A 21,049-nucleotide genomic window follows, 5' to 3' on the forward strand; every position below is an offset into this window, starting at 1 on the left:
TGATGAAAAAGATAGTATCCTTTATCATATTGACCTTTACGCTTGCTTCCTGCTCCAAACTGCTGGAGGAAAAAAAATCCGGGTGGGCTAACCGCTGAAGCCGTATTTACCACGCCGGAAGGTTTCGAAACCTTGGTGACGGCTGCCTATAGTTATAATCGCTGGTGGTATGGGAAAGAAGATGGTTATAATATTTCCGAGATGGGCACCGATCTGTGGACGAGCGGCACTGGCGATAAGTATACCGATCTGACTAATTATTATAACCTGCAATCGTCCAACGCCGCGGTGTCGGATTTGTGGAAGCGGTTGTATGCGGGTGTGAACTTGTGTAATACGGGCATCAACCGCATCGACAAGGCGGGTTTGACAGATGCGATGAAAGTACGCCGTACGGCCGAGCTCCGGTTCCTGCGCGCGTTCTTTTACTGGCATATTGTAGAAATGTGGGGAGATGTGCACTTTACGGAGTCGGAAACGACCGAAACCATCACTACCGCCAATCGCACACCCGTAGACACATTCTATGCCCATATTTTCAAGGACCTGGAATATGCGGTAACGAACCTGCCGCCGACCACCACCGACTACGGCCGGGTAACCAAGCCTATCGCCGAAGCGTTCCTGGCGCGTATGAGCCTTACACGCGGATTAAACCAGCAGGCGTTTGACCTGGCGGATAAGGTGATCAAAAGCTATGGCTACGTGTTGCAGCCCAAATACGCGGATTTATGGAGCATGAGTAATCTCACCAACAAAGAAGTGATATGGGCGGTGAACTATTTCAAAAACCTGGCCTTCAACGATCGTACCGACGCGACGCTGTTCCCGGGTGGCCACCCACGTGGGGCACACAACGGGCACCTGATGTATATCATGAAGTACGACGATTTACCGGGGATGACGAGGGATGTGGCGAACGGCCGGCCCTTTAACCGCTATATGCCTTCCCTGTACGCGTTAAGGTTGTTCGACGAAACGAAGGATGCCCGGTATAATGCTACCTTTAAGCAAGCCTGGCTTTGTAATACATTAACGTCCGCGCCCGCGGGCATGAAGATTGGCGACACCGCAGTATTCTGCACCAAGTACGAGATACCGGCCGATGTGGAAGCGACGAAGAAATACCGTATTTATGATTTGAGTAAGATGTATAAAGCGAATGGCGGTGGGTTGGACAGGCTGCATTATCCATCTTTGCAGAAGTTCGATGATCCTACCCGTGCAGCGTTTAATGAAGAGCAAAGCGCCCGCGATGCTTTTATCATCCGGCTGGCAGAAATGTATTTGATCGCGGCTGAAGCGCAGTTGAAATTGAACAACACTACTTTGGCGGTCGGTTATATTAACGCCGTGCGGCGACGTGCAGCTGTGCCGGGACAGGAAGCGGCTATGGAGATTTTACCCGCGCAGGTGACGTTGGATTTTATACTGGATGAACGGGCACGCGAATTTATGGGCGAGCAGCTGCGCTGGTTTGATCTGAAGCGTACCGGTAAATTGGCAGAACGATTGGTGCTGGCTAACCCGGATGCCGCTGTCAACTTTGATGCACATCATTTGGTAAGGCCTATTCCAAAGGACCAGGTAGATGCAGTAACCAATAAAAAAGAATTCAAACAACACACAGGATATAACTAAACTGATTCAAATTGAGGCTACACTTTTCCATTTTGTCGATTGCCATGGCGGCCGCCTTCCACGTACAACCCGTGGCGGCCCAGTATTCCTGGAACAACCTGCCGGTGGTGCAGGAACCCGTTTTCCGGAAAGACACATTTAACATCCTGCGCTACGGCGCCAAAGCGGATGGACTGTCGCTTAACTCCGACGCCATCAATAAGGCGATTACCGCTGCGAGCCAACGTGGCGGCGGGGTGGTGTTGGTACCCGCTGGCTTATGGCTTACGGGGCCCGTTGTTCTGAAAAGCAATGTGGAGCTTCACCTCGCAAAGAGCGCTTTATTGCAGTTTACAAAGGATTTTGACCAGTATCCGCTGATCGAAACATATTACGAAGGACTGGCCGCCGTGCGTTGCCAGGCCCCGGTTTCGGCAGTAGATGCGGAAAATATCGCGATTACCGGCAGCGGTATTATTGATGGCGGCGGTGATGCTGGCGCCAGGTGAAAAAGGACAAACTCACCGAATCGCAATGGAAAAAACTCACAGCTTCCGGTGGACTGGTAAGCGCCGATAATCGTACCTGGTATCCTTCTGAAAAGTCACGCAAAGGTACGGAAGTGAAACTGGCCGGTGTGATCCAACCGGGTAAAACCACGAAGGATTATGAAGATATAAAGGATTTCCTGCGTCCTAATATGGTGGTGCTGACGCGTTGCAAAAAGGTATTGCTCGAGGGGGTAACCTTCCAGAACAGCCCGGCGTGGTGTTTGCATCCGCTGTTGTGCGAGCACATCACACTGCGCGGGGTGTATGTCAAGAACCCATGGTACGCGCAAAATGGCGATGGTGTTGATCTCGAATCCTGCCGCTTTGGCCGCGTGGAAGATTGTGTATTCGACGTAGGCGATGATGCGATCTGTATCAAGTCCGGCCGTGATGAGCAGGGCCGAAAACGTGGGGTGCCGACCGAAAACTTTATCATTAAGAACAACCTGGTATACCATGCCCATGGCGGGTTTGTTATCGGCAGCGAAATGAGCGGCGGCGCCCGTAACCTGTTCGTGTCCAACTGCACCTTTATGGGTACAGATATTGGTCTGCGGTTCAAAACAACCCGTGGTCGGGGTGGGGTAGTAGAGAAGATTTTTATCAAGGATATCAATATGACGGATATTCCGGGCGAGGCAATCCTGTTTGACATGTATTACATGGCGAAAGACCCCGTGCTGTTAGCCGGCGAAAAGGCAGGTGAGGTAAAAGTGGAAACCTTCCCGGTAACCGAAGCCACGCCGCAGTTCCGTGATTTCCATATCAGCAATGTAGTTTGCCACGGCGCGGCCAGGGGATTTTTATCCGCGGGCTGCCCGAGATGCCGATCAACAACATCAACATAGATAATGTGGTGATAAAAGCAAAGAAAGGCGTGGAGCTGCTCGAGGCCTACAATATCCGCATTACCAACGCCACGTTTGAAGTGGCCGATGCCAACCCGCTGGTAACCGTGCGTAACAGCCGCGAAATCCAGCTCGACAAGATCAAATTTACAGAAGCGAAAAACTTTATCACCCTGCAGGGGGTTAATGCAGGTGTGGTGGTAACCGGTACCGATGTGAAAAAGGCAAAAGAAAAACCAGTGCTGGCGGATGGTACTAAACCTGGTGCCCTGATCATTAAATAGCAACCGACATGAAAGGAATATTGGCATTTATAGCTTGTTTGGGCGTATCAACTTCGCTGGTGGCGCAATCCGCGCCAACCAATCCGGCGGAGGATGTAAAGAGAGTGGCTTTTACCGTTACAGAAGATATCTGGAAGGATTCGATGTACATGGAGACGGGCCGCCCGGTGCGCTGGTCGTACGATCATGGTGTGGTGTTAGAAGGCATTACGCTGTTATGGAAAAATACCGGTAACGGCGATTACTTCCGTTACATCCAGAAGTGTATGGACCACTTCGTGGATAAGGACGGCAACGTGCGGTTCTACAAAGAAAGTGAATACAACATCGATCATATCAAAAATGCGCGTATCCTGCTGACGTTATACAAAGTGACGGGCCAGGAGAAATACCGCAAAGCGATAGAGAAGTTCCGCAACCAATTGCGTAACCATCCGCGTACGAAGGAAGGCGGCTATTGGCATAAACAACGTTACCCCTGGCAGATGTGGCTGGATGGATTGTATATGGGACAACCGTTTTACGCGGAGTATTCCGACTTGTTCAACGAACCCGGAGCGTTTAACGACATTACCCGACAGTTTGTGCTGATGGAAGTACATTCCCGCGATAGCAAAACCGGTTTATTGTACCATGGTTATGACGAATCGCGTGAGCAACGCTGGGCTGATAAAACCACCGGCCGCTCGCCGAACTTCTGGGGCCGCGCCATGGGCTGGTATGGCATGGGGCTCGTGGATGCTTTGGAATATTATCCCGCGAAACATCCCGGCCGAGATAGCCTCATCGCGATCCTGAACCGCTTTGCCGCTGCGGTACAAAGCTACCAGGAGCCCAAATCCGGGCTTTGGTACCAGGTGCTGGATAAGGGCGCATCAAAAGGAAACTATTTTGAATCATCTGCGGCGTGCATGTTCGTGTATGCACTGGCCAAAGGTGTTCGCCTGGGTTATCTTCCCGAAAAATACTTAGCCGTAGCGCAGAAGGGGTACAAAGGCATACAGCAACAGTTCCCGGAGCCTACCGCCAAAGGTGGACTGAACCTCAAAGGCACGGTGAGCGTGGCGGGTCTGGGTGGTGAGCCTTACCGCGATGGCAGCTATGAATATTATTTAAGTGAGAAGGTTATTACGAATGATGCCAAAGGCGTAGGCGCGTTCCTCTTAGCTGCCGGTGAACTGTCGATTGCCCCTTCGCAGAGGAATGGTAAAGGCTTGACGGTGTTGCTCGATCAATATTATAACAACGAATGGAAAAATGGTGCACGTACACATTACGTGTGGAATGAAATGTCGAACGGCGGTTACTCGCTCTGGGGACACATCTTTCACAAGCAGGGCGTTAAAACGGACACGCTTTCCGAAGCCCCGACTACAGCAGGTTTGAGCAAGGCGAACATCTACATCATTACTGATCCCGATACTGAAAAGGAAACCGCACAACCGCACGGCGTAACCGCGCAGGATGCAGATGCTGTATACAATTGGGTGAAGGCGGGCGGTGTGCTTGTGGTAATGCAGAACGACAGCGGTAATGCGGAGATCAAAGCATTTAACAGGATGACAGAGAGATTCGGGATCACGTTTAACGAGAACAGCATTCACCGCGTACAGGGAAACCGTTACGAGCAGGGGGCTTTAACAGTGCCTGCCGGCAACAAAGTGTTGCCGAAAGCGAAAACGGTATACATCAAAGAGCTCTCTACGCTGAATTTGAAGTCGCCTGCGCAACCGGTATTGAAAGAGAACAACGACGTGATTATCGCCACCGCGCTGGTAGGCAAAGGCGCGGTGTTCGCTGTAGGCGATCCCTGGTTTTATAACGAATATCTTGATGGGCGGAAACTTCCCGCTACGTACGAAAACTACCAGGCGGCCTCCGACCTGGTGGATTGGTTGATTAAAGAAGCGAAAAGCAAGTAATACATGATGCAACTGTCAAAGAAAAATCTCCCCGTCCATATTGCACCCTCTTTGCTGGAACTGCCGGAAAAGGTGCTGCAGTTCGGTACGGGCGTGTTGCTGCGCGGACTCCCCGACTATTTTATCGACAAGGCCAATAAACAGGGCCTGTTTAACGGCAGGGTAGTGGTGGTAAAGTCCACCGCACAGGGCGACACCTCCGACTTCGAGGCACAGGACTGCTTATATACGGTTTGTGTGCGCGGTATTGAAAACGGGCAAAAAGTCACTGAAAATATTGTGAATGTGTCGATTAGCAGGGTACTGTCTGCCGCCACCGGGTGGCAGGCGATTCTTGCCTGCGCGGCCAATCCCGACATGGAACTGGTGATTTCTAACACCACCGAAGTAGGCATTAGCCTGGTAGCAGACGATGTGCATGCAGCGCCGCCGGTATCCTTCCCGGGTAAGCTGCTGGCCTTTCTGCTGGCACGTTACAACTACTTCAACGGCGAGCCCGATAGGGGGATGGTGATCGTGCCTACGGAACTGTTGCCTGATAATGGCCGCAAGTTAAAAGAAGTGGTGGTGCAGCTGGCTAAAAACAATAACCTGGATGCCGGTTTTATCCAATGGCTGACGGACCATAATGAGTTTTGTAATTCGCTGGTAGACCGTATCGTGCCGGGCAGGCTGGCGGCGGATGTACAGGCGGCTACGGAAAAGGAACTCGGTTATAAAGATGGATTGATGATCATGTCGGAGGTGTATCGCTTGTGGGCCATTGAATCATCGTCGGCCAAAGCCAAACGCGTACTTTCTTTTGCTGCTGCCGATAGTGGTGTGGTGATTGCGCCCGACATCAATGTATTCCGCGAGTTAAAACTGCGCCTCCTGAATGGTACGCATACCATGAGTTGCGGCCTTGCACTGCTGGCCGGTTTCGACACCGTAAAAGAGGCAATGGACGATCACGATATGAGTGCCTGTATCGAAGGCATGATGAGGCAGGAGATCGTGCCGGCCATTACTGACCTGCATATCCGCGAAGATGCGGCCTGGCGTTTTGCCGGGGCCGTACTGGACCGTTTCCGTAATCCGCACATCGCACACCGGTGGCTAAACATTACCATGCAGTATACATCAAAAATGAAAATGCGGAATGTGCCGATTCTGCAACGTCATTACCAGCGCAGCCAGGAGGTGCCGGCATTGCTGGCGCTTGGTTTCGCCGCGTACCTGCTGTTCATGCGCAGTGAAAAAGCAGCCGACGGTCGCTATGAAGGTTGGGCTAACGGTGTAGCTTATACGATTACAGATGACCAGGCCGCCTGGTTTCACGATGCCTGGAAACGCCTGGAACCTGCGGTATTAGTGCAAACCGTGTTAAGCAATATAGCGTTGTGGGGCACCGACCTTTGCGAGCTAAAAGGTTTCTCACAGGCGGTAACGGCGATGCTGGGCGCTATGCTGACCGGCGGTGTATCTCAACTTGTAAAAAAGCGGGCGCGGAAGCGGCCCTGGTTAAATAAGTAAGTCTCTATTTATGAAGAAGAAGTTCCTGGATGAGCATTTTTTGCTGAATACCACTACTGCGCAAAAACTGTATCATGATTTTGCGAAAGATATGCCTATCATCGATTACCATTGCCACCTGCCACCCGCGCAGATCGCAGCCGATTCCAACTTCGAAAACCTGACGCAGGCGTGGTTGTACGGCGATCACTATAAATGGCGCGCCATGCGCACCAATGGGGTGCACGAAAGCTATTGTACCGGCGATAAAAAAGACTATGAGAAGTTTGAGAAGTGGGCGGCTACCGTTCCTTATACCCTTCGTAATCCGCTTTACCACTGGACGCACCTCGAGTTGCAACGCTACTTCGATATCGATGATATCCTGAATCCTGCCTCTGCACGCAGGATCTATACTACTGCCAGCGAAAAGCTGCAGCAGCCGTCACATTCCGTGCGTAACCTGTTACGCCGCGCGAACGTGGCACTTGTATGTACTACTGATGATCCCGCCGATAATCTCGAATACCACATCCAGATGAAACAGGAAGCCTTCGAAATTCCGATCCTGCCTGCCTTTCGTCCCGATGCATCGATGAATGCGGACGATCCTGTAGTATATAATCGTTACCTCGACCGGCTGGAACAGGCCGCCAATGTAACGATTGCATCGTATGATGATCTGTTGCAGGCACTGAAAAGCCGGCACGACTTCTTTGCGCAGCACGGCTGCAGCGTGTCAGACCACGGCATTGAGGAGATTTATGCGGATGAATTTACCGCGAAAGAAGTGGAGCAGATCTTCAAAGAAGTAAGAAGTGGTAAAAGGCTGGAAATAGCAGCACTACGTAAGCTGAAGGCTGCGCTGTTACTGCAGCTTGCCGAATGGGACTGGGAAAAGGGCTGGGTGCAGCAATACCACCTGGGTGCTTTGCGTAATAACAATTCCCGCATGATGCGCATCCTCGGCCCGGACACCGGCTGGGATTCCATCGGCGACTTCTCCCAGGCGCGCGCACTGGCGAAGTTCCTCGACCGGCTCGATAGCCGGGATAAATTGGCCAAGACCATCTTATATAACCTGAATCCCGCCGACAACGAGCTGCTGGCCACCATGATCGGCAACTTCAATGACGGCTCCGTGGCAGGAAAAGTTCAATTCGGCTCCGCCTGGTGGTTCTGGACCAGAAAGACGGCATGGAGCGGCAACTGAATGCACTGTCAAATATGTCGCTGCTGAGCCGTTTTGTGGGTATGTTGACCGATTCGCGGAGTTTTTATCGTTCCCCCGGCATGAGTACTTCCGCCGCCTGCTTTGTGAGCTGTTAGGGCGCGAGATAGAGAACGGCGAGCTGCCGGACGATATTAACTGGGTGGGCAAAGTGGTCCGGGATATCTGCTTCCATAATGCACGGCAGTACTTTAACTGGCAACACCTCGGGAAGCAGGTGCCGGCCGGATTCAGTGTGTAAACTGTTTTTTTGCTTCATACGTACGGGCACAGGTTTCCGGGCTAACATACCGGTCCTGTGCTTTTTATTTTAAAAAAGTTGACCTAATACTTGTTTCGTACGAATCTATTCGTACCTTTAAGTCATGAAAGAAGACGTTCAAGGCAATCAACAGGCTGAGCCTAGCCGCGGCGAGCTGGAAATACTTCAACTATTGTGGAAACATGGCCCTTCCACGGTACGATTCGTAAATGACCAGCTGAATGCGGAAAGGAACGTGATTTATACTTCTACCCTCAAAACGATGCAGATCATGACCGACAAGGGCATGCTGGCCAGGGATGAGACGAGTATGAAGCATGTATACAGGCCGTTGCTGGAGGAGCAGTCTACCAAAGGACTGCTGTTGAACAAATTCCTGGAATCTACTTTTAACGGATCTGCCACAACACTGCTGCAACAGTTGCTGGGCAACGGCAACACCTCCCGGGGAGAATTGCAGCAGATCAAATCATTGTTGGACAAACTGGAGAACGAACAACCGTAACTTTTTAATGATAACCCATATGCAAGCGCTGCTCCATCATGAAGTGATACGCGCCATCGGCTGGACATTGATCCATTCGCTCTGGCAGGGTTTTGCCCTCGCTATCTTGGCCGGACTGATCGTCCTGTTTACACGTAGTGCCAGACCCGCGTTGCGGTACAACCTGTTTACAGGTTTGCTGTGCGTGTTCCTTATTGGAACGGTGATCACTTTCTTTTGTGTGCTGGAAAAGCCAGCGCCTTTACCGGGTACAGATGGCGTCACACAGACAATATGGGTGTTGAAGGCAGGAGAGAGCGTTCAGCAGGAGTATATAGCGCAAGCCACTTACACCGCGTGGATGGAGCGTTTCGTTGCTTATTTCGACGAGCATGCGCCATTGCTGGTAACCGGTTGGTTCATCGTATTCGTGGGCAAATTATTATGGTTGTTTTCTTCCCTCGTATATCTGCAGCGGGTGCGCCGTTACAATACCCTTGTGCCTGCGGCGGAATGGGTAGATAAAGTGACGGAGCTGGCCGGCAGGTTAGGACTGTCTGTTAAAGTAAAATTGATGGAATCCACGATGGTAAAAGTGCCGTCGGTGGTCGGCGTACTGAAACCTGTGATCCTCGTGCCCGCCGGCCTGCTGGCCGGTATGCCGCCCAACCAGGTGGAAGCCGTATTACTGCACGAACTGGCACACATCCGTCGGCGCGATTTCCTGGTGAACCTGTTGCAACACTTCGCCGAAACGATCTTCTTCTTCAATCCCGCTTTATTATGGTTATCCGCGCTTATTCGCGAGGAAAGGGAACATTGCTGCGATGACATGGCCATCACTGTTATGCAAAGCAAATCGGGATACGTTAGGGCCATCGTATCTTTCATGGAGTACAACACGGATGCCAGGCAAAAGTACGCCATGGCCTTCCCTGGAAAGAAAGGGCAGATGCTGGACCGGGTGAAGCGTATTGTTCACAACAACAATAAAACACTCAACATGGCAGAAAAATCATTCCTATTGATATGTATCAGCATTATCGGCGCAGCCGGTTTTGCTTTTTCTCAGCAAGCAAAACAAAAAACGGCATCGCCGCAAACAGACACGGTGGTCGCAGCATCCGCGGAGGCACAGCCAGTTCCGGATAGCGTGATCACACCTGGCACAGGTAATGAGACCTATGACACTGTGTTAGCGGCTCCCGTACCGGACCTTGCGCCGGTATCGCGCGAGATCGATGAGTTAGTCCCGGCAGCAACCGATTCGGTGCCGGAAATCAATAAAGAGGACTACACACTTAGCGGTACCGTGAAGCATAAAAAGGACGGCAAGTCCTACTTAATTGCGGTGAAAAATAATGTGGCTACCGGTTTAACGATCGATGGCGTGAAGGTTGCCGCTACGGATTTGCCGAAGTATTACGATGTAATCAATGAAGCGTTCCGCAAGATAGAAGACTCGCCTGTAGTGGCGCCTACTCCGCCACCGCCACCGGCTGCAGTGAGCGGCATCGCAGGACCTCCACCTCCACCGCTGCCTGCTCAAAGAGGAGTTCCTGCTGCGGCATCACTGCCTCCACCGCCAGCCGGAAGAACAACTGCTGTTGCACCACCACCTCCACCGCCGCCTCCGTTGCCGGCAACCGTTTATGCCGGTAGTGTAAATGGCCGTCCCGGAGACGTATATACCTTTACCAACGGCGCCGGGGGACAGGTAACCATGTATTCCAGCAATGGTACTACCACTTCCATCGGGGGAACCGGTACGCATGTATACACCGAGGTCGATACCGCTTACGGCAGTGCCGACGTTATTGTAACATCGGGACAGCGGGCAGGGTTTACAACGATGCTGGGAGCACTGTTGTGCGCTCCCGTGGCACGTATAACAGGGCGCCGGCCACCCGCGGAACAGTCGATAACATCCTCGATGAAATGGTGTCCGATGGCCTCATCAAATCCCGCGACAGCAAAGTGAAATTTACCCTTACGAGCGACGAGTTTAAAGTGAACGATAAGTCGCAGTCAGAAGACAGGCTGGCGAAGTACAGGCGTAAGTTCCTCAGCAACGGATCTTCCTATGTGTACAGCAAAGACAAAAACGAATCTTCGATAATTATATCGCAATAACATTCTTCTTTCCGCCAGGAAAAAATATTTAAAGGCCGCGTAACCAAGTGTACGCGGCCTTTTACGTTGTTATCATGATACAGCCATTTATGTAAAAGTCTACAAACTTGGTGGGATAACTTGGTTATTTAGTTTTGTGTCGATACATTTGCATCATAAACATTAGCCATAGCCAGTGCCGAACTGGCCGTGGAAAAGTTATGCCAACCTGGGAAAAATCCGTAGTTTATATAGATAATTAGAAGGCATTTATGAGAAAATATTTACGTACCGGCAGCCTTGCGATCGCTGTTTTATCCGGTATCCCGACGCTGGCACAAACTCCTGCCGGGCAACTGCAACTGGAAAAGAAATTTGATGCGCTGATAGACGCAAAACATATCGGCGAAAATATAAAGTTGTTCTCCGCAAAGCCCCATGCCATAGGCTCTCCGCAGGGCAAACTGGTGGCGGAACAGATTCTCGCGCAGTTTAAAAGCTACGGTTGGGACGCAAAAATCGAAACGTATCATGTACTGTTTCCTACACCTAAAGAAAGGGTGCTGGAGCTGACAGGTCCCTTGAAATATAAAGCCGTGCTGAAAGAGCCGGTATTGAAGGAAGACGGCACATCCGGACAGGAGGGGCAGCTGCCCACCTACAATGCCCGGAGCGCCGATGGTGATGTGGAAGCGGAGCTGGTATACGTAAACTTCGGCTTGCCGTCTGATTACGAGCAGCTGGAGAAACTGGGCATCGATGTAAAAGGTAAGATCGTTATTGCGCGCTACGGCCGTTCCTGGCGTGGGATCAAGCCAAAGATCGCACAGGAGCACGGGGCGATAGGCTGCATCATTTATGCAGACCCCAAAGAAGATGGTTATTACCAGGGAGAGGTTTATCCGAAAGGTCCTTATAAGAACGAGTTTGGGGTACAACGCGGCTCCGTAATGGACATCGTAAAGTATCCCGGCGATCCGCTGACTCCCGGCACGGCGTCTACTGAAAACGCGCAGCGGCTCGATCGCCTGAACGCGCCGAACCTGTTAAAGATCCCGGTATTGCCGATCAGCGCACACGATGCGAAACCTTTACTGGCAGCGTTAGGCGGACCAGTGCCACCGGCAGACTGGCGCGGCGCTTTCCCCTTCACCTATCATGTAGGGCCGGGCAAAGCGAAGCTGCACCTGAAAGTGGCGTTCAACTGGGATATCAAGCCTGCCTATAACGTAATTGCAACGATCAAAGGCGCGCAGTATCCCGACCAATGGGTGATTCGCGGTAACCATCATGATGCCTGGGTAAACGGTGCGGCCGATCCGGTAAGTGGTCTGGCCTCTTTACTGGAAGAAGCAAAAGCCATTGGTGAACTTGTGAAAAGTGGCCACCAGTTCAAACGCACGCTCGTGTATTGCGCATGGGATGGCGAAGAACCCGGTCTCCTCGGCTCCACCGAATGGTTGGAAGATCATCAGCAGGACCTGCAACAGAAAACGGTCGCTTACATCAATACCGATGGTAATGGCCGCGGTTTCCTCGAAGCGGGCGGTTCGCACGCATTGGAAGGCCTGGTAGGTGATATCGCCAAACAGGTAAACGATCCGCAGACGAACGTAAGTGTGTGGGAGCGAAGCAAGGCGGAAATTGTAGCCAACGGCGCATCCACCAAAACGAAAAAGAACTGCTGGCGCGGGAGAGCGTAAAGCTCAGCGCACTGGGCTCTGGTTCTGATTACTCGAGCTTCCTGCAACATGCTGGCATTCCCGTACTGAACCTGGCTTTCGGTGGGGAAGATGTGGCTGGCGAGTATCATTCGATCTATGATTCTTACGATTTGTTCGTGCGTTTTAAAGATCCGGGTTTTGTATATGGCGTAGCACTGTCGCAGGTGGCCGGCCGCTCCGCGATCCGTTTGGCGGATGCGGAACTGTTGCCGTTCGATTTCCGCAGGCTGTATAAAACCATCAATGGCTATGCGACGGAGCTGCAATCGGCGGTAGATGCAGAACGGGAGAATACACAAGTTGAAAATCAATTGATCAACAGTAAGGTTTACGCACTGGCTGCGGATCCTACTGATAAACAGGAATTGCCGAAAGCGAAAGACGAAGTGCCTTTCCTCGATTTCTCACCTTTGCAGAATGCGCTGATCGCCTTTGATAAAGCGGCATCGCACCTGGCGGATACGTTGGCGAAACGACCTGCTTCTGCTGCAGTGAACAAGGCTTTATATCAGGCCGAACAGCAATTGCTGACACAACAGGGTTTGCCGCGCCGCGACTGGTATAAGCACACGATTTACGCACCCGGATTTTACACGGGTTATGGCGTAAAAACACTGCCCGGCATCCGCGAAGCCATCGAACAGCGCAACTGGAAGGAAGCGCAGGAACAGATTGAGATCGTGGCAGGCAGCATCAACAAATTAACAGCCTATCTGCATCAGATTCTATAATAAACAGCCCTAAGACGAACAACAATTATCGACTAAAAAAGGTGGCGGATACGCTGCCCGGAAATCTATTGCCTAAAAAAACTGTAATGAAAACACTTACTTATCTATTTACTTTTCTGTTGCTGGCGGCCACGGCCTCGGCACAGAAGCGTGTCGCCGGCACCGTGAGGTCGTCCGACAATACCGCATTGCCGGGCGTATCCGTGCAGGTAAAAGGCAGCAGCCGCGGCGCAGCCACCGATGCCAACGGCCGCTACCAGCTGGAGCTGCAGCCCGGCGACCAGGTACTGGTATTCAGTTACACCGGCCAGCAAACACAGGAAGCCCGCGTAACGGATACTTTGTTAAACATTACACTGAACGCTTCGAACAAAACGCTGAACGAGGTGCTCGTGGTTGCCTATGGTACGGCGAATAAGCTGTCGTATACGGGTTCCGCTTCTACGGTGAGCGCTAAGGAAATTGAGCGGCAGCAGGTATCGAGCATCAGCCGTGCATTGCAGGGCGCGGTGCCCGGTGTGCAGTCGGTGTCGTCGGCCGGGCAGCCTGGCAGCAATGCCACGATCCGCATCCGTGGTATCGGTTCCATCAACGCGTCGAGCGATCCGCTGTATGTGGTGGATGGTGTACCGTTCTCGGGGAATATTAATGTGATCAATCCTGCCGATATCCAGTCCATCAGCGTGCTGAAAGATGCGGCGGCCAGTGCGTTGTACGGCTCGCGTGGCGCCAATGGTGTCGTGATCATTGCTACGAAACAAGGTCGCTATAACGCAAAGCCTACGGTGACGTTGAATGCCAGCACGGGTTGGTCGAGCCGCGCAGTGAAAGATTATTCCACTGCCAGTATCGGCGAATATTTTGAACTGCAATGGGAAGCATTGCGGAACAAGCAGCTGGACAACGGCCGTACTGCCGAAGCAGCAGCGCAGTACGCGACAGATAACGTTGTAAACACCCTCAAAATAAATCCTTTTGGTCCCAATTACCTGAAGCCGGTTGGCCTCGACGGTAAACTCGTATCCGGCGCAACGCCGCTCTGGAACGATGACTGGAGCGAATCGACACAACGTACGGGCATCCGCCAGCAGGTAGACCTGAACGTGAGCGGCGGTAATGAAAACTCGCGCTACTTCGTATCGGCCGGTTACCTGGATGACAAAGGTTTTATCATCGGCTCCGGCTTTACGCGTTACAACGCCCGCGTGAACTATAATACAAAAGTAAACCGCTGGTTTGAAGCCGGTGTCAACTTTGCCGCCACTTCTGCGGTGCAGGACGCGCCACCGCAGGACGACAGCCAGCAGGGCAACTATGCGAACTTCGGCCGCATCGTGTCCAACATTTATCCGATTTACGAACACAACGCGGACGGTACCCTGAAGCTGGATAATAACGGCAACAAGATTTATGATTTTGGCAACTATCGTCCGAGTGCAGCCGCTACAGGCAATAACCTGCTGGGTTCCTCCAGGTTGAATAAATACAACAACAAACAAGATAACCTGATCTTCCGTGGTAACATTCAAATCAACCTGCTGGAAGGATTGAAATTTAAAACGAGTATCAACGCCGATTATACCAACGGATTAAGTCATAGTTATAGCAATCCGCTGTACGGTGGCGGCGTTAGCACCCGTGGTTCGGTAAGTAAGAGCGAAGGTCGTACCCTGGCCTATACGCTGAATAACTTCCTCGACTATACGTTCAAGCTGTCGGACGATCATTCTTTTAACGTGTTAGCAGGGCAGGAGGTGTACGTGTATAACTACTCGGCACTGTCCGGCAGCAAAAATAACTTTGGTTTCATCGGGAAAGATGAACCTTCCGCGGCCTCTATCATAACAGGCTTCAACGGCAGCAGTGACGAGTACAAACTCGCCAGCTATCTCGCGAAAGTGGATTATAATTTCCAGGAGAAGTATTTCCTATCCGGTAGTTTCCGCCGCGACGGCTCCTCCCGTTTTCACCCGGACAGCCGCTGGGGCAACTTTTGGTCGGTAGGTGCTTCGTGGACATTAACGCAGGAAGAATGGCTGAAAGGTATCAGCGGCCTGGATGTATTGAAACTCCGCGCCAGCTACGGCGCGCAGGGTAACGATAACCTCGGCAGTTATTACCAGTACCGGGACCTCTATTCCATTTATAACAGTTTGGGAGAAGCCGGCGCGATCAGCGCACGCATGCCCACACCGGGACTGAAATGGGAAACGAACCTGAACCTCAACGTGGGCGTAGATGTAGCATTACTCAACAATCGCCTGTTGTTCTCCGCTGAATACTTTGAACGCCAGTCGAAAGACCTGCTGTTCCAGCGCCCCATCGCTCCTTCACTGGGTTATGGCTCGATCGATGATAATATCGGTGCGATGAAAAACACGGGCTTCGATCTGCAACTGACAGGTACGCCGGTGGTGACGAAAGATTTTAAGTGGGACATTGGCATCAACCTGGGTCATTATAAAAACCGCATTACGGAACTGCCGCAGAAGGAGATTATCCCGGCCAACACCTCCGTGGTGGGTCCTACCAAGAAACTGGTGGTGGGCAGCTCGGTATACGATTTCTTTATCCGCGAATGGGCGGGCGTGGACCAGACCACTGGTCTGCCTACGTGGTATAAAAACGTGTATGAAACGGCGCCCGATGGCAGCCAGGTATTGAAAGGCCGCACCACAACGAGCGTGTACGCGCAGGCCGATCAATACTTTGTAGGCAGCTCGCTACCCGATGTAGCCGGCGGTATCAATACCACCCTTAATTACAAAGGCATCGAACTATCTGCTTTGCTGGCGTTTAACATTGGTGGTAAAGTGCTGGATTACGACCTCGTGATGCTGAGCCACAACGGTAACAATACAGGTCGCACCTGGAGCCGCGACATCCTGAACCACTGGACGCCTGACAACACCAATACCGATATACCGCGCCTGACCACGGATAATACCAACTGGAACAGTACTTCCACCAGGTTTTTGTTTGATGCGACTTATGCAAGGCTACGCAATATTGGTTTGAGCTACACCTTACCGGCGAACCTGGTATCCCGTTTACGTTTGCAGCAACTGCGCGTGTACGGAAGGGGAGAGAACCTGGTTACTTTTTATAAACACGATGGACTTGATCCCGAGCAGGCGATGGACGGCGTAACGTTTTATCGTTACCCCGCCCAGAAAACCTTCTCCATCGGGCTTGACCTGTCGTTCTAATTGTAATCACTTAAAAGAAGAAACATGAAAAGGAATATATATGCGCTGCTGGCGGGATCGATACTGTTTTTTTCTTCCTGCAAGAAAGAATGGTTTGAAACATCGCCCTCCGGAAGCCTGACTGGTAGCGAGATTTACGCCACCACAAAAACATCGATGCGCTGATGAACGGTACGCTGCGTTACCTGATGGAAACCGCTACCTCGCAGGATAACCCCGGTTACGGTTCGATTATGCTGTCGCAGGAAGTTATGGCCAGCGATGCCATTGCCCGCGATGGCGTGTACGGTTACCTGGCTACTTACGGCTTTACCGATCCGTTTGACAATACCACGCGTCGCGCGCTGTTTTACTGGACATTCCAGTATAAGGTGATTGACAACTGTAATGGTATTATCGCGAACGTTGATAAAGCGGAAGGCACGGATACCGAAAAGCGTTACCTGAAAGGCCAGGCGCTGGCGCTGCGCGCGTTTGTGTACCTGAACCTGGTGCGCCAGTACCAGTTTACCTTCGCAAAAGATGCGAATGCGAAAGGCGTTCCTATCTACACAGCGCCCACTACACCATCGTCACAACCGAAGAAACGGGCCAGCGTAACGGAAGTGTACAACCGGTGTTGGCAGATCTCCGCGAAGCCGCGCCGCTGTTACAGGGCTTTAAACGCACGGTTAAAAATCGCCTGGACCTGAACGTGGTAAATGGTTTGGCAGCCCGCACTTTCCTGGCGCAGGAAAACTGGGACTCGGCGGCTGCAAGGGCAGTGCTGGCCCGTCAGTCGTACCCGATCATGGAGGCGAGCGAATACAGCAAAGGCTTTAGCGATGTAAGTAACGTAGAATGGATCTGGGGCCATCCGCAGGCGACCGACCAGAACCTGGGCGGGGCTTCTTTCTTCGGTTATATTGATGTAACACCAACGACCGGTTATCGCAGCATTATGGCGGACCCTAACTTTAAGGCGATTTTTACCGATGGCGATATTCGTAAAAACCTGTTTCGCATCAACACAGATACTACAAACGCTTTGTTTGGCTGGTTGCAGTATACCAAATTCGTGAACAAGGCAGACCAGAGCGGTCATATTCCTTTGATGCGTTCGTCCGAGCAACTGCTGATAGAAGCGGAAGCGAAAGCGCGTCTCAACAAACTGGCTGATGCGATTACGGCACTAAATGGCTTGCGCAGCAAACGCGGCCTGTCCACACTCACCTCCGGTACCTTCACGCAGCCCCAGCTCATCGACGAAATCATCCGCGAAAGAAGGCGGGAGCTTTGGGGCGAAGGTTTTGCCTTATCTGATCTGCTGCGTTTGCAACGTGCGGTGGTGAGGACCGCATCTGCCGAAAAGTTCACGGTGAATACGGCTAACGGCGGCTCGCGGCAGGAAACCGTAAAAGGGCATCATCAGCTGAAGTTCCCGGATAAAACGGACTTCGTGGTGAACAGTAATTATTACCTGTTCTCGATCCCGTTCAACGAAATCAACAGCAATCCGCATATTAACGACTAAACCGCATCAACATGAAAAATAAATATTGGCTGCTTACCGCGCTGTTATTGTACCGTGGCTGCTTCGGCGCAATCGTTCGGACTTAGTGGTACGGTAAATGGTGTGAAGGACGGCAAGGTGTACCTGCAGCAGTTTCAAAATAAAATGTTTACGACAATTGATTCCGCAGTGATTGAGAACGGGCGTTTTACATTTCGCACGAAGCCGGTACTGCCGGAGTTGTATGGCATTACATTGAATCCCGCGAAGAGCCCGTATTTCCTCTTCCTGGAAAACAGTAAAATAGAAGTGACCCCTGGATACGGCGCGGTATTTCCGGAATACGACCGTAAAGGGATCGAAAGCGCAGGAAGTGTATACGGCCTGGCAGGCAAACAGTAATGTGCCGCTGGAGGAGCTGATCAAGGCGAATCCCGCGTCGCTGGCCACGGCGTACATCTTTTACCGCTATTACACTTATCGAACTACGCCGGAGGAAATAGAGCGCGGCATTGCCCTCCTGGATCCTTCGCTGCGGCAAACGCAGTTCGTGAAAGTGTTGCAGCAGTTGCCGACCACCCTGCGTTCCGTGGAAGTGGGCAAAAAGGCGCCGGACTTCGTGATCAATGATCCAGAAGGCAGGCCGGTACATTTTAAGGAGCAACTTGGTAAAAAGTACGTGCTGCTCGACTTCTGGGCGAGCTGGTGCGGTCCCTGCCGGGCAGAGAACCCGAACCTGGTGCGCACGTACAACTTGTATAAAGACAAAGGGTTCGACATCTTCGCCGTGTCGCTGGACCGTAACGGCGATCGCGATAAGTGGTTGAAAGCCATAGCGGATGATCAACTTACCTGGCATCATGCTTCCGATCTGGCCTACTGGAATTGCGAACCGGCTGCGCTGTACGGCGTGCGGGCAATTCCCTCCAACCTGCTGATCGCGCCGGACGGTACCATCGTAGCGCGCAACCTGCGTGGAAAGGAGCTGGAAGCCAAATTAGGAGAGCTGCTGCATTAAAATATCAGCTGCCGGCAGGTTCTGTACGTGCCGGCAGCCTTTTTCCCGTTTGCGTAAATCAATTTCCCGTTTCGATCCGCCCGGCAGCGCCAATGACCTTAATTTCATAGCATTAACCATTATTCAATTATGTGTGAAACAAGGGTTCTCAATCATGGAAATGATGCGCTGGTAAGTTATTGCGTCCATTGTAAGTCTATTTACTTCTGGTATAATAATTTGTTGCTGACTTTTAACCACGACAGCTTCACGGTATTCCGGGACATGGTCAACGATATCGAATTTGAAGAATGCTCCACCATTTTCCCCGACGGTATTGAACGCGCGGTGATGCACTCGCCTTGCCGGTCTATCCGTTTTACCTTCACGTTCGGTGAATGGAACCGAATGAAAGGCTCAATTGAAGATGCGGTGCTCATGGAGCAGGTGTACGCCTGTATGTGATAACAATCAAATGAAGATGGAAGGAGCGGTGCGGTAATCCGCACGGCTTTGCTGTTTATAGGTCATCTGTTTTTCTCTACTTATGAAAATATTTAAATACATACACCGCCTGGTGGTACGATAGTGGCCACCACGCCAGCATCAGCCAGTGGCAATGGCGCTGGAACGCTTTGCTAACGGGTGATAGCTATGCCGTGCACAACGTAACGGTAATGGAAAAAGAGGAACTGCGTGCCGAAGCCATGAAATGGCGGCAGCAGTTTAAAAACATTCATTAGCCACTTACCACAGGCCGAGCACTTTCCACCAAAGGCCGCCAATGCTGAACCATATGACGAGGAACAACACGCTGATGAAGAAGCCATACTTCCACCAGTCTTTCATATCTACATAAGTGCTGCCGAAGAAGATGGGGGCAGGGCCGTGACCATAGTGGGTCAGGCACCCCATCAGCGTGGCGCAGGCGCCAAGGAAAATCGCCAGCATGGTACCTGGTACACCTACAGAAATGCCGACGGCGAGGAATACGCCGTACATCGCCGCTGCCTGTGCAGTGGCGCTGGCAAACATATAATGGCAATAGGAATATACGATAATGATCAGCGGAAAGGCCCATGCCCAGGACAGCGTAGCCAGCTGCCCGCCAACCAGTTTGCCGAACCAGCCGATGAAGCCGAGCGAATTCAGGTACGAGCCCATCATCACCAGAGAAGAAAACCATACGATCGTATCCCAGGCGCCTTTCTCCGATTTTACATCTTCCCAGGTTAAAACGCTTGTCAGCAGCAGGATGCAGAGGCCGATCAACGCGGCGGTCGTGGCATCGACCTGGAATATATCCCCGAAGATCCAGAGCCCCAGCAGTATAAAAAAGGTGGCGACCATCAGCCACTCTTTGGTGGTGATCGGCCCCATTTCCTTTAGCTTTTGTGCTGCCATTGCCGGCGCTTCGGGCGTCTTCTTTAATTCTGGCGGGAAGAACTTATATAGGAACAGCGGTAACAGGATAAAACACACGAGGCCGGGCACGCAGGCCGCCAGTGCCCAGCTGCCCCAGGAAATGTGGATGCCCGGGTCTTTTGCGAATTTCTGCGCCATCGGGTTACTGGCCGTAGCCGTCAGAAACATCACAGAGGTAACCATGTTCGCATTGTAGCTGCTCAACGTGAGGAAAGCTCCGATACGCCGGTGGGTTTCCGGCTTTTCAGGATGCGAGTCCATGTTTACCGCGATGGACTTCATAATCGGGAAAATTACACCGCCTGCCCTGGCCGTATTACTCGGGATCGCAGGCGCCAGAATCAGATCTGCAATATTTAAACCGTAAGCCAGTCCCAGCGGACCACGCCCAAACAGGCGAATGAAATAATACGCAATGCGCGTTCCCAAACCTGTTTTGATAAAGCCGCGCGCAATGAAAAACGCCAGTCCGATCAGCCAGATGGTGGCATTCCCAAACCCACTGAGGGCGTGCGCTACAGCCAGCCCGGGTTTACCGGGTTCCAGCACTTGCGTGGCGGCGCACAAAGTAATACCCAGCATGGCCATCGTACCCATGGAGGCAGCTTTCAGTATAATACCAAAAATGGTGGCCAGGAAGATAGCCAGTAAATGCCCGGGCAT

General features: G+C 51.9%; 20 protein-coding genes and 1 pseudogene. 20 read left to right on the forward strand and 1 reads right to left on the reverse strand.

Translation table 11 applies throughout. The annotated features are described in order from the left end of the window. Nucleotides 1-2 precede the first annotated feature (2 nt). The 20 genes and pseudogenes from MKQ70_RS07170 to MKQ70_RS07265 all read left to right on the forward strand — a co-directional run bounded on the left by MKQ70_RS07170 (nt 3) and on the right by MKQ70_RS07265 (nt 19,426). A complete protein-coding gene (locus tag MKQ70_RS07170; protein ID WP_248081127.1) occupies nt 3-98 on the forward strand; it encodes a lipoprotein in 96 nt (31 codons plus the stop codon). A 37-nt stretch (nt 99-135) separates the two neighbouring features. Further along, nucleotides 136-1,641 (forward strand): RagB/SusD family nutrient uptake outer membrane protein, encoded by a 1,506-nt coding sequence (locus MKQ70_RS07175; RefSeq protein ID WP_248069549.1) that lies wholly within the window; start codon nt 136-138, stop codon nt 1,639-1,641. 11 nt (nt 1,642-1,652) lie between these two features. Further along, nucleotides 1,653-2,129: a glycosyl hydrolase family 28-related protein gene (locus tag MKQ70_RS07180; RefSeq protein ID WP_248069550.1), complete on the forward strand. Its 477-nt coding sequence runs from the start codon at nt 1,653-1,655 to the stop codon at nt 2,127-2,129. After that, the gene (locus tag MKQ70_RS07185; RefSeq protein ID WP_248069551.1) at nt 2,126-3,019 is read left to right on the forward strand and encodes a glycoside hydrolase family 28 protein; all 894 of its coding nucleotides are present in this window, start codon (nt 2,126-2,128) and stop codon (nt 3,017-3,019) included. The genes MKQ70_RS07180 and MKQ70_RS07185 overlap by 4 nt, the downstream gene beginning before the upstream one ends. After that, nucleotides 2,995-3,303, forward strand: coding sequence for a hypothetical protein (locus tag MKQ70_RS07190; protein ID WP_248069552.1), 309 nt, complete (start codon nt 2,995-2,997; stop codon nt 3,301-3,303). Before MKQ70_RS07185 ends, MKQ70_RS07190 begins: the two co-directional genes overlap by 25 nt. 8 nt (nt 3,304-3,311) lie before the next feature. Continuing rightward, nucleotides 3,312-5,225, forward strand: coding sequence for a DUF4350 domain-containing protein (locus tag MKQ70_RS07195; RefSeq protein ID WP_248069553.1), 1,914 nt, complete (start codon nt 3,312-3,314; stop codon nt 5,223-5,225). Between the two features lie 3 nt (nt 5,226-5,228). Further along, on the forward strand, nt 5,229-6,740 hold the full coding sequence (locus tag MKQ70_RS07200; RefSeq protein WP_248069554.1) for a tagaturonate reductase: 1,512 nt from the start codon (nt 5,229-5,231) through the stop codon (nt 6,738-6,740). Between the two features lie 10 nt (nt 6,741-6,750). Then, a pseudogene (uxaC, locus tag MKQ70_RS07205) lies at nt 6,751-8,191 on the forward strand (glucuronate isomerase). Nucleotides 8,192-8,315: 124 nt separating this feature from the next. Further along, on the forward strand, nt 8,316-8,717 hold the full coding sequence (locus MKQ70_RS07210; RefSeq protein ID WP_248069558.1) for a BlaI/MecI/CopY family transcriptional regulator: 402 nt from the start codon (nt 8,316-8,318) through the stop codon (nt 8,715-8,717). Nucleotides 8,718-8,736: 19 nt separating this feature from the next. Next, entirely contained in the window at nt 8,737-10,677 is a 1,941-nt protein-coding gene (locus MKQ70_RS07215; protein ID WP_248069560.1) for a M56 family metallopeptidase, read from the forward strand. Next, nucleotides 10,635-10,829, forward strand: coding sequence for a hypothetical protein (locus tag MKQ70_RS07220; RefSeq protein WP_248069562.1), 195 nt, complete (start codon nt 10,635-10,637; stop codon nt 10,827-10,829). Before MKQ70_RS07215 ends, MKQ70_RS07220 begins: the two co-directional genes overlap by 43 nt. Before the next feature lie 251 nt (nt 10,830-11,080). Further along, nucleotides 11,081-12,511: a M28 family peptidase gene (locus tag MKQ70_RS07225; protein ID WP_248069563.1), complete on the forward strand. Its 1,431-nt coding sequence runs from the start codon at nt 11,081-11,083 to the stop codon at nt 12,509-12,511. After that, nucleotides 12,430-13,263: a transferrin receptor-like dimerization domain-containing protein gene (locus tag MKQ70_RS41060; RefSeq protein ID WP_248069564.1), complete on the forward strand. Its 834-nt coding sequence runs from the start codon at nt 12,430-12,432 to the stop codon at nt 13,261-13,263. The genes MKQ70_RS07225 and MKQ70_RS41060 overlap by 82 nt, the downstream gene beginning before the upstream one ends. Before the next feature lie 86 nt (nt 13,264-13,349). Next, a complete protein-coding gene (locus tag MKQ70_RS07235; protein ID WP_248069565.1) occupies nt 13,350-16,472 on the forward strand; it encodes a SusC/RagA family TonB-linked outer membrane protein in 3,123 nt (1,040 codons plus the stop codon). Between the two features lie 24 nt (nt 16,473-16,496). Further along, complete coding sequence (locus tag MKQ70_RS07240) at nt 16,497-16,637, forward strand: hypothetical protein (RefSeq protein WP_248069566.1); 141 nt, start codon at nt 16,497-16,499, stop codon at nt 16,635-16,637. Continuing rightward, nucleotides 16,637-17,164, forward strand: coding sequence for a RagB/SusD family nutrient uptake outer membrane protein (locus MKQ70_RS07245; protein WP_248069567.1), 528 nt, complete (start codon nt 16,637-16,639; stop codon nt 17,162-17,164). The genes MKQ70_RS07240 and MKQ70_RS07245 overlap by 1 nt, the downstream gene beginning before the upstream one ends. Continuing rightward, nucleotides 17,089-17,985: a RagB/SusD family nutrient uptake outer membrane protein gene (locus MKQ70_RS07250; RefSeq protein WP_248069568.1), complete on the forward strand. Its 897-nt coding sequence runs from the start codon at nt 17,089-17,091 to the stop codon at nt 17,983-17,985. The genes MKQ70_RS07245 and MKQ70_RS07250 overlap by 76 nt, the downstream gene beginning before the upstream one ends. A 54-nt stretch (nt 17,986-18,039) precedes the next feature. Next, complete coding sequence (locus MKQ70_RS07255; RefSeq protein ID WP_248069570.1) at nt 18,040-18,366, forward strand: DUF4369 domain-containing protein; 327 nt, start codon at nt 18,040-18,042, stop codon at nt 18,364-18,366. Then, a complete protein-coding gene (locus MKQ70_RS07260; protein ID WP_248069572.1) occupies nt 18,338-18,982 on the forward strand; it encodes a peroxiredoxin family protein in 645 nt (214 codons plus the stop codon). The genes MKQ70_RS07255 and MKQ70_RS07260 overlap by 29 nt, the downstream gene beginning before the upstream one ends. Nucleotides 18,983-19,111: 129 nt before the next feature. Further along, nucleotides 19,112-19,426 carry a DUF6686 family protein gene (locus MKQ70_RS07265; protein ID WP_308198961.1) on the forward strand — a complete coding sequence of 105 codons (315 nt, stop codon included), beginning with the start codon at nt 19,112-19,114 and terminating at the stop codon, nt 19,424-19,426. Between the two features lie 282 nt (nt 19,427-19,708). Here MKQ70_RS07265 and MKQ70_RS07270 read toward each other — a convergent pair whose 3' ends face one another. Then, complete coding sequence (locus tag MKQ70_RS07270) at nt 19,709-21,049, reverse strand: DASS family sodium-coupled anion symporter (RefSeq protein WP_248069576.1); 1,341 nt, start codon at nt 21,047-21,049, stop codon at nt 19,709-19,711.

This window comes from Chitinophaga sedimenti (assembly GCF_023156195.1).
GTDB classification, from domain to species: domain Bacteria; phylum Bacteroidota; class Bacteroidia; order Chitinophagales; family Chitinophagaceae; genus Chitinophaga; species Chitinophaga sedimenti.